This is a genomic window from Streptomyces sp. NPDC037290, assembly GCF_055603245.1.
In genome coordinates this window covers 1-15,062 of sequence record NZ_JBVJVZ010000050.1, presented here as the reverse complement: position 1 = coordinate 15,062, position 15,062 = coordinate 1, and the positions used below count along the sequence as shown (strand labels likewise).

At 71.8% G+C, this 15,062-nt stretch carries 8 protein-coding genes; 1 reads left to right on the top strand and 7 read right to left on the bottom strand.

Annotated features, from left to right (window positions below; genetic code table 11):
- Together ACZ7HQ_RS43285 and ACZ7HQ_RS43280 are read right to left on the bottom strand one after the other, a co-directional pair.
- Positions 1–4,216, bottom strand: a 4,216-nt coding sequence (locus ACZ7HQ_RS43285; protein WP_471002587.1) for a beta-ketoacyl synthase N-terminal-like domain-containing protein, incomplete at its 3' end; no start/stop codon positions are given.
- Positions 4,209–5,042: an alpha/beta fold hydrolase gene (locus ACZ7HQ_RS43280; RefSeq protein ID WP_471002584.1), complete on the bottom strand. Its 834-nt coding sequence runs from the start codon at positions 5,040–5,042 to the stop codon at positions 4,209–4,211. The genes ACZ7HQ_RS43285 and ACZ7HQ_RS43280, both read right to left, overlap by 8 nt.
- 347 nt (positions 5,043–5,389) lie before the next feature.
- On the opposite strand from ACZ7HQ_RS43280, the gene ACZ7HQ_RS43275 reads away from it, so the two are divergent.
- A complete protein-coding gene (locus tag ACZ7HQ_RS43275; RefSeq protein ID WP_471002582.1) occupies positions 5,390–6,571 on the top strand; it encodes a cytochrome P450 family protein in 1,182 nt (393 codons plus the stop codon).
- Positions 6,572–6,706: 135 nt separating this feature from the next.
- Here the strand turns inward: ACZ7HQ_RS43275 and ACZ7HQ_RS43270 are convergent, their stop codons facing one another.
- The 5 genes from ACZ7HQ_RS43270 to ACZ7HQ_RS43250 all read right to left on the bottom strand — a co-directional run.
- Entirely contained in the window at positions 6,707–7,969 is a 1,263-nt protein-coding gene (locus ACZ7HQ_RS43270) for a cytochrome P450 (protein WP_471002579.1), read from the bottom strand.
- 107 nt (positions 7,970–8,076) lie between these two features.
- The gene (locus ACZ7HQ_RS43265) at positions 8,077–9,408 is read right to left on the bottom strand and encodes an MFS transporter (protein ID WP_471002576.1); all 1,332 of its coding nucleotides are present in this window, start codon (positions 9,406–9,408) and stop codon (positions 8,077–8,079) included.
- 107 nt (positions 9,409–9,515) lie between these two features.
- Positions 9,516–10,466 (bottom strand): phosphotransferase enzyme family protein, encoded by a 951-nt coding sequence (locus ACZ7HQ_RS43260; protein WP_471002574.1) that lies wholly within the window; start codon positions 10,464–10,466, stop codon positions 9,516–9,518.
- A gap of 128 nt (positions 10,467–10,594) precedes the next feature.
- The gene (locus ACZ7HQ_RS43255; RefSeq protein WP_471002572.1) at positions 10,595–11,809 is read right to left on the bottom strand and encodes a cytochrome P450; all 1,215 of its coding nucleotides are present in this window, start codon (positions 11,807–11,809) and stop codon (positions 10,595–10,597) included.
- Between the two features lie 124 nt (positions 11,810–11,933).
- Positions 11,934–15,062: SDR family NAD(P)-dependent oxidoreductase (locus ACZ7HQ_RS43250; protein ID WP_471002570.1), on the bottom strand; the 3,129-nt coding region annotated here is incomplete at its 5' end.

Genomic DNA, 15,062 nt, shown 5'->3' with positions numbered 1-15,062 from the left:
TGCCGGTGCCGTGCGCCTCGACGGCGTCGACGTCGGCGGCCTCGAGCCCGGCGTTGGCCAGGGCCTGCCGGATCACCCGCTGCTGCGCCGGGCCGCTGGGCGCGGTCAGGCCGTTGCTCGCACCGTCCTGGTTGACCGCAGAACCGCGGATGACCGCGAGCACCGGGTGCCCGTTGCGCCGTGCGTCGCTGAGGCGTTCGAGCACCAGCATGCCCACCCCCTCGCCCCACGCCGTACCGTCCGCCGCGGCCGCGAACGACTTGCAGCGGCCGTCCGGCGCCAGGCCCCGCTGCCTTGCGAATTCGACGAACATGCCGGGGCTCGCCATGACGGCGGCGCCGCCCGCGAGTGCCAGTTCGCATTCGCCGTTGCGCAGCGACTGGGCCGCGAGGTGCGTGGCGACGAGCGACGACGAGCAAGCCGTGTCCACCGTCATCGCGGGGCCCTCGAACCCGAAGGTGTAGGCGACGCGTCCGGAGGCCACGCTGACGGTGCTGCCGGTCAGCAGATAGCCGCCGACGCTTCCCGCCGTCTCGGGGACGGTCTCGTGCAGCCGGGGGCCGTATTCCATGGCCGTCGCGCCGACGAACACGCCGGTGCGGCTTCCGCTCAGGCTGGTCAGGTCGATACCGGCCCGCTCCACCGCCTCCCACGAGGTCTCCAGCACAAGGCGCTGCTGCGGGTCGATGGCCAGGGCCTCGCGCGGCGAGATGCCGAAGAACTGCGCGTCGAACCGGTCGGCGTCGTAGAGGAAACCGCCCTCGCGCGCGTAGGTCCGGCCCGGTGCGCCGGGGTCCGGGTCGTATAGCCCGTCGAGGTCCCAGCCGCGGTTCGCCGGGAACACGTCGATCGCGTCGGCGCCGTCGGCGACAAGCTGCCACAGCGCCTCTGGGGAATCGGCGGCGCCGGGGTAGCGGCAGGCCATGCCGATGATCGCGATCGGCTCGTTGGAGACCGACGCCGTCGACGTGGCGTCGCTCTGTGTGGTGCCGGTGAGCTCTCCGCCCAGCATCCGTGCCAGGGCGCGCGGCGTCGGGCTGTCGTACAACAGGGTTGTGGGCAGGCTGAGTTGGAGCACAGCGGTCAGCCGCTCGCACAGGTCTTCGGCGGACTCCGACTCCAGGCCGAGATCGTTGAAGGAGCGGGTCAGGTCCACTTCGCGCGGATCAAGGTGGCCGAGCACCGCCGCCGCCTCGTCGCGGATGAGGTCCAGCAACTGCTCGTCACGCTCGGCGGGAGCGGCCTCGACCAGGCTTCGCAGCCAGTCAGCGTCCCGCACGGGCGCGGGTGCGGAGACAGCGGACGTCTTCTCGGGGCGGGCCGTCACGGCCGATGCGGCCGATGCGGCGGCGCGCTGCGCGGCGCCCTTCAACTCCAGGCCCAGCGCCTGCGCCAGGACCTTCGGTGTCGGGCTGTCGTACAACAGGGTTGCGGGCAGGCGTAGTTGGAGCACAAGACCCAGCCGTTCGGCCAACTCCACACCCGAGGCCGACTCCAGGCCGAGGTCCTTGAAGGAGCGGGCGAGATCCACTTCGTGCGGATCTGAGTGGCCGAGCACCGCCGCCGCCTCGTCACGGATGAGGTCCAGCAACTGCTCATCACGCTCGGCGGGAGCGGCCTCGACCAGCCCTCGCAGCCAGTCGGAGTCCCGCACGGACGCAGACGCGGAGACAGCGGGCGCGGCGGCAGCAGCGGGAGCAGCAGGGTTCGGTGTCGGGACGGCGGCAGCGCCCCGTTGTGCGATGGGCGCGGACGGGGGCGTGATCGTGGGCTCGGGCCAGTACTGGCGTCGGTCGAAGGCGTAGCCGGGCAGTTCGACGCGGCGCACTGCGGGAAGGCCGAAGAGCGCCGACCAGTCGACGGCCGCGCCCCGCACATGCGCGGCGGCGAGCGAGGACAGCAGCCGCGGCCGGCCCTCGCCGCGGCCCAGGGCGGGAATGCCGACTGCGCCCGCGGCGTCGAGGAGTTCCACGATCTCGGCCGGCAGCACGGCGTCCTGGCCGACCTCGATGAAGACGGTGTGCCCGTCGTCCATCAGTTCCTCGACGGCCGGCTGGAAGGGCGCCGGCTGCCGGAAGTTGCGGTACCAGTAGTCCGCGTCCAGGGCGGTGGTCTCCACCGGGCCGCCGAGGGTCGTCGACTGGAAGCGCGTCTCGCTGGGCCTCGGCTCGATGCGGCTCAGCTCGTCGAGGAGCGCGTCACGCACCGCCTCGGCCTGCTCGCCGTGCGCACGGCCGCGTGCGACGACGAGGGCGGCGGCGTCCTGGAGAGTGAGCGCGCCGATGCTGTACGCGGCGGCGATTTCGCCCGCAGCGTGGCCGAGCACGGCGTGCGGCTGGACGCCGAGCGTGCGCCAGGTGTGCGCGAGGGCGGTCGTGGCGGCGAACAGCACGGGCTGGACGTGGTCGGGTGTGTCCGGCAGGGCGTCCGGACGGGTGAGGTGGTCGACGAGGGACCAGCCGGTAAGCGGGTCGAAGGCCGCGGCGGCAGCCTCCACGTGCTCGCGGAAGACGGGCAGGGTCGCCATCAGGTCGCGGGCTGTGCCGGCCCACTGCATGCCCTGGCCGGGGAACAGGAACACGGTCTTCGGCCCGGTGCCGGGCGTGGTGCCGGTCCCGGGGCCCGGCGCGATGCCGCGCAGCAGGCCGTCCGAGGGGCGGCCCTGTGCGAGGGCGCGCAGCTCGAGGAGCAGCGCGGACCGGTCGCCGCCGAACGCGGCGGCGCGGTGCTCGTGATGCGTGCGGGTGGTGGCCAGGCCGCGCGCCACGGTGGCGGCGTCCAGCTCGGGGTGCTGCTCCAGGTGCGCGGCGAGGGCCGCGGCCTGACCGCGCAGCGCCGCCTTGCTGCGCGCCGAGATCAGCCACGGCGACGCGACGTCCTGCGGGAGGGGAACGGGAGCAGCAACGGTCGCGGACGGGGCCGCCAACGACTCGGCCGGGGCGTCGCAGAGCACGACGTGGCAGTTGGTGCCGCCCATGCCGAACGAGCTGACCCCGGCGACGATCGGACCGTCCGGGCGCGGCCACGGTGTCAGCCCGGCCTGGACGCGCAGGCTCAGCTCGTCGAAGGCGATCTTCGGGTTCGGCGTGACGAAGTTCAGGCTCGGCGGCAGCTTCCGGTGCCGGATCGCCAGAGCCGTCTTGACCAGGCCCACCACGCCCGAAGCGCCCTCAAGATGCCCGATGTTGGTCTTCGCGGAGCCCACCAGCAGCGCGTTGTCGGCCGCTCGGCCCGCGCCCGCGCCGAAGGCGGCGCCCAGCGCCGCCGCCTCGATCGGGTCGCCCACGGCAGTGCCCGTGCCGTGCAGTTCCACGTACTGCACGTCGCCGGGGGCCACGTCCGCCTGCCGGCAGGCGGCGCGCAGCATCTCAGTCTGCGCGGACGCGCTGGGCACCGTCAGTCCGTCGCCGGCGCCGTCGTGGTTGACCGCGCTGCCCCGGATGACGCAGTACACGAAGTCACCGTCGGCGCGGGCCTGTTCCAGCGGCTTGAGTACGACCAGTGCGCCGCCCTCGCCGCGGACGTATCCGTTGGCCCGCGCGTCGAAGGTGTGGCAGCGGCCGTCGGGTGAGAGGGCGCCGAAGCTCATCGACGCGGCCATGCTCTCCGGCGCGGCGATCAGGTTCACGCCGCCCGCCAGGGCCACCCGCGACTCGCCGCGGCGCAGGCTCTCGCAGGCGAGGTGCACGGCGACCAGGGACGAGGCCTGAGCGGCGTCCACGGTCATGCTGGGGCCGCGCAGGCCCAGCGTGTACGACACACGGTTCGCGATGAGTCCGCGGCCCGTGCCGGTCATCGTGTGCTGGCTGAAGGAGGCGGTCCCGGCCCGGGCGACGACGTTGCGGTAGTCGTCCCAGATCGCTCCGACGAACACTGCGGTGCCGCTGCCGCCGAGCGAGGCGGGGACGATCGCGGCGTCCTCCAGCGCCTCCCAGCTCAGTTCCAGCATCAGCCGCTGCTGCGGGTCCATCGCCCGTGCCTCGTGCGGCGAGATACCGAAGAACCCGGGGTCGAAGGCGTCGATCGAGTCCAGGCAGGCGCCGTAGCGGGCCGCACCGGTCAGCGTGCCGGCGGCGTCGGGCCAGCGGTCGGCGGGCACCTCGCCCACCGCGTCCGCGCCCTCGCTCAGCAGCCGCCAGAAAGCCGCGGGGTCAGGAGCCGCCGGCAGCCGGCAGGCCAGACCGACGACGGCGATGGGCATGAACCCTTCAGACATGAAGCGAACCCTTGACAGAGATGGAGGAGCTGCCGCGGTCCGCGGCGGGCCGGCCGAGCGTCTCCAACGACGCGAGGAAGTCGAGCTCTTCCAGCGGACGATCGGTGAAGAAGCGCGCGATCGTCTCGGCCCACTCGGCGGCACGCCCGAGGAACACGAGGTGGTCGGCCTCCGGGATGGCGGCGAACAGCGCACCCTCGATCCCGGCGGCCAGGGCGCGCGCGCCCTCCATGGTGGCGAAGGTGTCGTGCTCCCCGACCAGGCACAGGCTGGGCACGCCGCTGATGCCTCCGGGCAGGACGACACCGTCCTGGAGGATGAGGTGCGAGACGTTGAGGAAGCCGGGCAGATCGGCCTCCTCGATCGTGCTGAAGCGACCGCTGAGGGCCCTGCGGACGACTTCACGGTTGCGTACCGTGACCGCGGGGTCCAGGCACATGAGCAGGTCCAGCAGACCTTCGGCGAACTCGGCGAAGCGGCCCGCCGCGAGGAGGGGATACAGGTGCTCCATCCGCTCCCGGTTGCGCGGCGGCCAGTCGGCGGCCCCGGCCAGGGCGAGACGCGAGACCCGCGACGGGCTCTGCTGGGCGTAGCGGTAGGCCGCCGGGAATCCGTTGCTGATCCCCAGCAGGTTCACACGCGGCAGCCCCAGCTCGTCGATGAGGTGGGCGAGCGCTTCGGTCTGGACGTCGTAGCCGCCTTCGGCGGGCACCGGGTCCGCCGTGCGCGAGCCCGGCAGATCCACGCAGACGATGGTGGCCGTGTCCTGCCAGTACTTGTCGAACCGCCGGTAGCTGAACTTGTCCTGGTATGCACCGGACAGCACGACAAAAGGCTCGGTGATCGGTGCTTCGCATTCGACCATCCGGTAGCTGAACGCAAGACCTTTGTAATCGAGCTCTTCTACCTGCTCGCGCGGTTTTCCGGCGCCCACGGATCAGCTCCTCGAATTTCGGGCGGATGCGCACAGGCGGACAACAAATACACGTCTGCGCATGGGCCCGATTTTTGTCGCCAGCCAGGGCATCGACAACCCCTATTTCCCCCCTCAGTCAAACCCCCTTGCTGAATCGGAGCTGGTCGGAGCTGTGAGGTGAGTCACGATACGACTCCTCTCCAGCCTCTCCAGATTCATCCCCTGGCACACGGCCCATCCACATGTATTCTCGAGGCATGCCCATCATCGAACTTGCCGAATACGGGCCCGACTTTCTCGCAGATCCTTACCCGTATTACGCGAAACTCCGCGAGGAGGGGCCCGTCCACGAGGTGCGGGCCCCGGACGGCTATCGGTTCTGGCTGATCGTCGGATACGACGAGGGGCGCGCCGCCATGACCGATTCCCGGCTGGTCAAGGCGCGCGACACGATGGCGACCTCCGAGGCGTCGCCCCTGGGCAAGCACGTGCTGATCGCCGACCCGCCGGACCACACCCGGCTGCGCAAGCTGATCTCCCGGGAGTTCACCGTGCGGCGGGTGGACAACCTGCGCCCGCGCATCCAGGAGCTCACCGACGACTTGCTGGACGCCATGCTGCCCGCCGGACGGGCCGACCTGGTGGAGGCGCTGGCCCGGCCGCTGCCAATCGCCGTGCTGTGCGAACTGCTCGGGGTGCCGAACGCCGACCGGGACGAGTTCCACTCCTGGGCCAAGGGCATCCTCGCGCCGCAGAACCCGACCGAGACGCACACGGCCGTCAACGCCTTGATGAGCTATCTCGACGACCTGATCGAGGACAAGCGGCGCGGAGAGCCCACCGGTGACCTACTGTCGGGTCTCGTACGCACCAGCATCGAGGACGGCGACCGCCTCTCCTCGGAGGAAGTGCGCTCGACGGCCTTCCTCCTGATGATCGCCGGACACGAGACGACGGCGAACCTCATCTCCAACGGAACGCGGGCGCTGCTCACGCACCGGGATCAACTGGACCTGCTGCGCTCCGACATGGGCCTCCTCGACGGCGCCGTCGAGGAGATGCTCCGCTACGACGGCTCGCTGGAGAGCACGACCAAGCGGTTCACCAGTGTGCCGGTCCAGATCGGTGACACGGTCATCCCGCCGGGCGAGACGGTGCTGGTCAGCCTCGCGTCGGCGGACCGCGACCCGGCGAACTTCGACGACCCCGACCGCTTCGACATCCGTCGCAGCACACCGGCCGGCGCCGGCCACCTGGCGTTCGGGCACGGCATCCACTACTGCCTGGGAGCCTCGCTCGCCCGCGCAGAGGGCCGGATCGCGTTCCGCGCGCTGCTGGAGCGCTGCCCCGGCCTCGAACTCGACCCCGAGGCACCGCCGTTCGAGTGGATGCCCGGCGTTCTCGTCCGCGGCGTGCAGCAGTTGCCGCTGCGCTGGTAGGCCGGATACGTGTACGCCTACGGATACAACGGCGAAGCGGCCGGGTGACCTGGTGGTCGCCCGGCCGCTTCGCGATGACGGTGTGACCGCCGGCGGCGTGGCTGCCGGCGGCGTGACCGCTCGTCACCAGGTGCGTCACCAGGTGACGGGCAGGCTCTTGGCTCCCTGGACGTCAAGTCCCTTGGAGAACGGGATCTCGTGCGGCGCGACGGCCAAGCGCAGCTGCGGGATGCGGCTGAACAGCCGTCCGTAGACCACTTCCAGCTCCATCCGGGCCACGCTGTGCCCGACGCACAGGTGGATTCCGGAGCCGAAGGCGAGGTGGTCGCGGGCCGACCGCTCGATGTCCAGCTCGTCGGGGCGCTCGTACACCGATTCGTCCCGGTTGGCTGAGCTGATCAGGCAGATGATTCCGTCGCCGGGCCGCATGGTCTGCCCGCCGATCTCGATCTCCTCCACCGCCACGCGCTTGGGCGCGAACTCGGCGACGGTGAGGTAGCGCAGCAGTTCCTCGGTGGCCCCCGCGGCCCGCTCGGGCTCCTTGGCCAGCAGGGCGGCCTGCTCGGGGTGGCGGAGCAGCGCCAGCACACCGGTGGTGATCATCTTGACGGTGGTGTCGTATCCGGCGCCGAGCAGCAGCCCGATCTGCATGAGCAGGTTCGTCTCCGTGAGCCTGCCTTCGTCGGCGAAGCCGACCAGGCGGCTGACGATGTTGCCGTCCGGTTCCGCACGGCGCAGTTCGACCAGTTCCTTGAGCTGCTCGAACAGTTCGCCGCGCGCGGCGACGGCGGTTTCGGCCGAGCCGTCCTCGTCGAACAGCCGGGCGGTGGTCTCGCCGAACCGGGCCATCGCCTCGGCGGGCACTCCGAGCAGCCAGCCGACGACTGTCGACGGGACAGGACGGGACAGCGCCGGCACGAGGTCGGCGGGGTTCGGGCCCTCCAGCATACGGTCGATGAGCCCGTCGACGAGTTCCTCGGTCGCCGGGCGCAGCGCCCGCACCCGCTTGATCAGGAAGTGCGGCGCGAGCATCCGCCGCAGTTCGGTGTGGTCCGGCGGGTCCATCCGGCCCAGCGGCCGTACGCCGCCCTCCGCGGTGTTCATGACCTTCGCGACCTCGCTCAGCCACGGGAAACCGGGGTTGAGCGCGTCCACGCTGGCCCGCGAGTCGGAGAGGATCTTGCGCACGTCCTCGTGCCGGCTGATCAGCCAGGCCTCCCGCCCGTTGTAGAGCCGGACCTTGGACACCGGCTGCTCGGCGCGCAGCATCCGGTAGACGGGCGGGGGATCCATCGGGCAGCCGGGCGCCTTCGGCATCGGATAGGCCGGCGGCGCCTCGGAGGAGCTGTCCGTCGTCAGGGATGGCGTACCGGTGGGCACGGCGTCGGTCGAGGTCATCGTGGCGACCCTCCTGGGAAGACTTCTGGTGGGGTGGTTCTGTTGCGGCGGGCGCGTGTCACGTCTCGACACAGGCCTGGGCGCGCGTCACATCTGGGTAGGGGGTGTCATGCCTCGGCCGGCACAAGCCCGTCGTTCCGTTCGGCCCGCTTCGAGCCGATGTACGAGAGGACCATCGCGCACAGCGCGAGGCCGGCGCCGACCGCGACCGACACGGCAGGACCCGAGGCCTCCAGCAGCACACCGGTCACCGGCATGCTGAGCGCGGCGCCGCCGGTGCCCGCGGTGGCCAGCCAGCCGAAGGCCTCCGCCCGGCGCTCCTGCGGCACCGCGCCGGACACCTGCGCGAAGTTGCCGGCCATGCTCGGGGCGATGGCGGTACCGCCGAGGAAGAGGACGACCAGCACGAGCCAGACCGGGACGGTTTCGGTCACCGGCGGCAGCAGCACCGCGAGCAGCGCCATGCCGACTGCCAGCGCCGCGAACCGGGCGCTGTGCGGCACGTCCTTACGCAGGGCGCCCATGCCGAAGCCGCCGACCGCGGATCCGGTCGTCCAGCATGCGATGAGCACGCCGGACAGTGCGGACTCGTGGCTCTCGCGGGCCCAGGCGACCAGGGAGAGGTTCACCGAGAAGATGGCCGCCATCATCACCAGGGTCACGACGATGGCGAGGGTGAACCTCGGCAGGGCGAAGAGCGTACGTCGCTCCTCGGGCTCCGGTGCGGATGCGGTCGTGACCGCGGACGCCGACGCGGCCCTGTCTCCTTCCGTGCCCGCTGCTCCCGTTTCCGCTGGTGTCTCGGTCTCTGTCTCTGGTTTCGCAGCGGTCTGCTCCGCCCCGCGGCCGATCCCGGCGCTGCCCAGCGCGGCGGCAAAGGCGAGCGCACCGACGAACGCCACGACGCCGCACGCGATGACGGCGTATCCGGGGTCGAGGGCGGTCACGAGCAGCGAGGTGAGCAGCGGCCCGGTGGTCATCATGACCTCCGAGCCGGTGGCCTCCAGTGTGAACAGCGTGCGGCCGAGTTCGCTGGGCACGATCTTGGGCCACACCGCGCGGCTGACCTGCGAGATGGGCACGGTGCTCATTCCGGTGAGCAGGGCGACCAGCACCGCGATCGGCCAGCCGCCGCCCGGCATGGTGCGGGTCATCAGCACCAGTGCACCGAGGCCGACGAGGTAGCCGATGCCGGTCAGGACCAGCAGTTTGCGGACCGCTCCCCGGTCCGCGACGCGGCCCCGGGCGGGTGCGACGAGCGCCTGCCCCGCGGTGAGCGCCCCGCCGAGCACGCCCGCCACGGCGTAGGAGCCGTCCCAGCCGACCAGCATCAACGTCAGGCCGATCGGCAGCATGGAAACGTTGAGCCGGGCCAGCATGGACCAGAGGAACAGGCGCGGCAGATACGGAATGTCTGCCAGTGCCTTGTAGGACTTCACCGTTCACACCCTGTTTCGCAAGTCATGGCGCATACGCGCCCGCCGTGCCGTTCGGCGCCGCCGGGCCGCTGCGTCTTGATCAGGTCTCATCAGACATTCGGGGTCGCTCAGAAAACCTGGAAGCGGGCGGCGATGCGGTCGGCGTTCTCGGCGTTCTGCCGGGCCCGCTCGATCAGCTTCTCGTTGCTCCAGGTGCTGGCGGTGGTGCCGGTCTCGTCGCCCGCGTTCTGCCGTGCGGCATAGATCCAACCCTCGGCGGCGCAGCGGAACCGGAGGATGTCGGCGAGGCAGCCGAGTTCCTCCCGGTCGGCGGGCCCCTCCTCGAAGTAGCCGCGCACCAGCGGCTCGCCGTCGGTCGCGTCGTCCAGGTAGCTGAGGGTGGTGGCGAGTTCCAGCATGCAGGGCGCGTACATGGCCTCCGACCAGTCCAGCAGACCCGCCGTGTCGCCGAGAACCCGGAACTCCTTGGCCGCCGCGTCGCAGTTGATCAGTCCGATGGTCAGGTCGTCGGGCGACAGCGCGCCGCGCGCCTGCTCCAGCGTCCGCCGGATCCAGTCGTGTCCCTCGAGGAAGCCCTGCTCGAGCAGGAAGAGTCCGAGGACCTCGTCCCAGCGCGGCACGCCCTCCGGGACGGGGGCGTCCAGCAGGACGGAGTCGATCCGTCCGAGGGTCCGGCCGACGGCACGCAGGTGGCCCGGATCGGCCTCGTCGACGCGCTCACCCTCGAGGTAGGTCAGCAGGCTGTAGCAGAAGTCGCCCTGGTAGGCGGTGACTTCACCGTCGGTGGTCGGCAGCGGGCCGCCGGCTGCGATGCCGTGCCGCTCCACCTCCTGGGCCACCAGGAGTCCTGCGGTGAGCTTCGGCCCCATGTCCTTGCGGACGGCCTTGACCACGTGGCGTACGCCGTCGTGCCGGACGAGGTAGGTGTGCGAGCTGTACCCCTCGTCCCCGGGCAGCCGTTCCCACGGCTCGAGGGTCCAGTCCTTCCAGCCCCAGCGGGTCAGCGGCAGGTCGTGCGGTTCGGGCACCGCGGCTGCGGCGCCGGTCGATTCCGTCATCGAACGGGGTTTCCTTTTCTGGTCGTGATGTTCCGTGCCTCGTGTCCCGTGCCCGGCGGCCAGGCGGTCGCGCCGTCATGCTGTCGCGACGTCGTGCGGTCACGCCGGTCGCCGCGCGGGGTCATGGTCTAGTGCGCGGGCGCGTCCCAGGCGACGGGGAGCGAATTGACGCCGTACACCACGGAGTTCGTGCGGAACTCGATCTCCTCGAAGGGCACGGCGAGGCGCAGCGTGGGGAAGCGCTCGAACAGGCGCAGGTAGGTCACCTTCATCTCGATCCTGGCGAGCTGGTGGCCGATGCACAGGTGGATGCCGTGGCCGAACGCCAGGTTGCGCTCCTCCGCCCGGTCGAAACGCAGCCGGTGCGGGTCGGTGTAGACCTCCGGGTCGTGGTTGGCCGCGGCCATCGAACCGACCACGGTCTCGCCCGCCTTGATGAGCTGCCCACCGATCTCCACGTCCTCGGTCGCAAGGCGGGCGAAGTTGAACTGCACGATGGACAGGTACCGCAGCAGTTCCTCGACGGCGGTGTCGATGAGCGACGGGTCGGAGCGCAGCAGGGCGAGCTGGTCAGGGTTGCGCAGCGCGGCCAGGGTGCCGAGGCTGAGCATGTTCGAGGTCGACTCGTGCCCGGCCATCAGCATCAGGCCGCACATGCCGGCGATCTCGAACTCGGATATCCGGGCCTTCTCCTCCACCGGGTTGAGCAGATCGCTGATCAGGTCGTCCGACGGGTTCTTTTTCTTGTCCTCGATCAGGTCCAGCATGAACGTGGTGCCGTCGAGGATGGTGCGCTGCTGCTCCTTCTCGGACAGTTCGGTGTCGAGGATTCTCAGGGACCAGCGCTGGAAGTCCTCGCGCGCGTCGTAGGGCACACCGAGCAGGTCGCAGATGATGAGCGACGGGATGGGCAGGGCGTAGGCGGTGACGAGGTCGACCGGGCCGCCCCCTGTCGCCTCCATCCGGTCTAAGTGCTCACGGGTGTAGTGCTCGATCTTCGGCTCGAGCGCCTTGATCTTCCGGACCGAGAAACGGCCCGCGGCCAGCCGCCGGTAACGGGTGTGGTCCGGCGGATCCATGGTGAAGAAGGCGCCGGGCAGCGGCGTGGGGCGGGCCTCGGTGCGGCGAGTGCGGGCGGCCTTCTCCCGGACCGAGCTGAAGGACGGGTTGGCCAGCATCGCCTTGACGTCCGCGTCGCGGGTGAGCAGCCAGCCCTGGTTGCCGTCGGGGAAGACGATGGAGCGCACGGGCGCCTCGGCGCGCGCCTTCGCGTAGCCGTCCGGCGGGCTGAAGGGGTCGCTGCGGTGCAGGGGCAGGCCCTGCAGGGGAGAAAGAGTGCTCATGGCCGTCACTCCTTGGAAGGCGTCGGTGTTCCGGGTCTTGGGGCATCGGTGTACGGAGGGATATGGGGTGGTACGGGCCGGGGCGGGTTCGGGTGCGGTCACCCGGCGCCCCGCCCCCGCTCCGTCAGGGCTGGGCGAGGCCCGGCGTACGGCTCAGCCACTCGTCCACGGCCGCGGCGGTGGCCTCGGAGAATTCGCCGATCATGGTGCAGTGGTCGCCCGGGACCTCCGTCTCGTCGTGCTCCAGCGGCCACGCCGCCCGCCAGTCGGGGCTGGTCATGGGTTCCTCGGGGGAACCCGGGATGCAGCTGTCCGGGCGGACGAAGAGCGTCGGCACGGCGAGCCGGCGGGGCTGCCAGCCGCGGAACATGCCTCGGTACGTACCGAGGGCGGTGAGGCCGTCGTAGTGCATCGAGGTGAACCGCATGCGGCGCTCGACGACCTCATAGGTCATGGCCTTGCGCATCTCCAGCGTCATGCTGTCGGGCGGGTAAGTGTCCAGGAGGACGACGGCAGCCGGGCCGGTTCCGTGCTCTTCCAGATAGGCGGCGGCGGCCTGCGCGAGCCAGCCGCTGGACGAGTAGCCGAGCAGCGCGTACGGCCGGCCGGCCGCCGCGCGCAGCACCGCCTCCGCCAGTGTCTCGATCAGCACCTCCAGGGAGGCGGCGAGGGGTTCGCCGGCCAGGAAGCCCGGGACGGTGACCACGGAGACCCGGCGGCGGCCTCGGAAGTGGTTGGCGAGCCGGGCGAACTGGAGCGAGCCGTCCACGGGCGCGAACGGCGGGAAGCAGACGAGCTGCGGCTCCGCCTCGCCGTTGCCGAGGGTGGTGACGTGCGCGCCGCGGCCCAGTTCTTCGGCGTTGTGGAATCTGGTGCGCAGGGCGGAGGCGCTGCTGAGGAACGCCTCGACCTCCTGCATCCGGCCTTGCAGCGAGAGTTTGCGGTAGATGCCGACGACGGAGTCGTTCGAGTCCTGCGGCGGTGCGGCGGCCACGGAGGCAGACGTGGACACCGCCGAGGACGCGCCGGGCGCCTGTGGCGCGGTGGCGTCGCCGCCCGGCGCGGCGTTGTCCAGCAGATGGGTCACCAGGGCGCCGAGCGTCGGATGGTCGAACACCAGGGAACTGGGCAGCGTCAGGCCGGTCAACGCGCTCAGCCGGCCGCGCAGTTCGACCGCGGCAAGCGAGTCGAAGCCGAGCGCCAGGAACTCCTGGTCCTCGGTGATCGCATCGGCGTTCGCGTGCCCGAGGACGCGCGCGGCCTCGCGACGGACGAGATCGAGGACAAAGGGGTGCTGGTCGGCGAGCGGAAGGTCCGGCAGCCGCTGCCATTCGCCGGGCTGCACGCCACCGGTGCCGTCGGCGCCGGACGCACCGGTCACGGTGCCGGCGCCGTGACCGGTGTCGGACGTCGTGTCGTCGAAGTGGGCGAACAAGCGGTTCGGCCGGCCCGCGGTGAAGACGCCGATGAACCGGGGCCAGTCCAGGTCCGCGACGACGATCGCGGTGTCCTCCTGCCTGACTGCCCGGTCGAGGGCGGCGGTGGCCACGCGCGGAGTGAGCGGCCCGAGGCCCCGACGCTGCATCTCCTGCCGGAACTCTTCTCCGGCCATGCCGCCGCCGCTCCAGGGCCCCCAGGCCAGCGCGGTGGCGGCGGCGCGGCGGGCGCGGCGCCGCTCGACCAGCGCGTCCAGGAAGGCGTTCCCGGCCGCGTACGCACCGCCGCGCGTGCTGCCCCAGGTCCCCGCGATGGACGAGTAGACGACGAACGCGGCGAGCCCGTCGCCCAGCACCTCGTCCAGGACGAGGGCACCGGTGACCTTCGCGTCGACGACGGCGGCGAATTCGCTCGCGTCGAGGTCGGCCAGCCGATGTTCGGCCGCCACGCCCGCCGTGTGCACGACCGCACCGACGGGGGCGCCGCGCCCGGCCAGGTCGGCGACGAGCGCCGTGACCTCGTCGCGGCTGGTCACGTCGCAGGACACCAGGTCCACCGTGGCGCCGTGGGCGGCCAGTTCGGACCGCAGGTCCGCGGCACCGGGGGCGTCGGGCCCCTGACGGCTGACGAGGACGAGGTGCGGGGCGCCCTGCTCGACGAGCCGACGCGCCGTGTGCGCGCCGAGGGCGCCGGTGCCGCCCGTGATGAGGACCGAGCCGTGCGACCACCAGGGTTCGCGCGCGGAAGGCGGCTGCGGATCACCGGTCCGCCCGGCTGCGTCGGCCCCCTCCCGGGCGACGGGGCGTACGGGCTCGGTCGCGCCGTCCGGGCCTGCGGGCCGCAGGCGGCGCACCCGTGCTCCGTCGGCACGCAGCGCGACCTGGTCCTCACCGCCGGAGCCGGCCAGCAGCGCCGCCAGGCCGAAGGAGGCGTCGGCCGTCGCGGCGAGGGCGTGCCCGTCCGCCGCGGACGGGTCCGGCGCGGGCAGGTCGACCAGGCCGCCCCACAGGGTGGGGTGTTCGAGTGCCGCGACCCGTCCGAGACCCCAGACCTGGGCCTGCCAGGGGTCGGGAGCGTCGTCGGACGCCGTCGCGCGGACCGCTCCGCGGGTGAGCGTCCACAGCCGGGTCGCGCTCCAGCCCATGTCGAGCAGCGCTTGGAGAAGGCACACGGAGGCCCACGCGCCGGAGCCGACGCCACGCGACCCGGCGTGCTCGCTGCCGGACAGGGCGAGCAGGGAGACCACTCCAGCGGGAGTGCCGTCGAGCCCGGTCAGCAGCTTGGCGATGGTCCGGCGGTCGATGTCCTCGGGCGCGAGGGACAGCGCCTTCACCTCGGCGCCGGCGTCGGTCAGCGCCCGCCGCACCTCGCCGAGCAGTCCGCCGAGCAGTCCGTCGTTGTCGAGCAGGTGGCCCGCGCGCAGGTCGCCTTCGGGTACGACGATCAGCCAGGTGCCGTCCAGGGTGGCGGGCCCCTCGGGGGCGTGCTGCGCGGCCGGACGCTCCCAGGCGACGCGATAGCGCCATCCGTCCGTCTCGGAGGCCTCGACGTGCGTCTGGTGCCAGTCGCCGAGCGCGGGCAGGACGGTGTACAGCGGAGCGTCGGGGTCCACGCCGAGGTCGCCCGCAAGCCGCTGGAGGTCCTGTTCTTGGACGAGCTTCCAGAACGCGGCGTCGTTCCCGGCCGCCCGGGACGAGGCGCCCTTGAGCCAGTGGTGTTCGTGCTGGAAGGCGTAGGTGGGCAGTTCGCGGGCGAGGCCGTTCGCCCGGCCGAGCGCGGTCCAGTCGACCTGGTGGCCGCGCGCGTGCACCCGGGC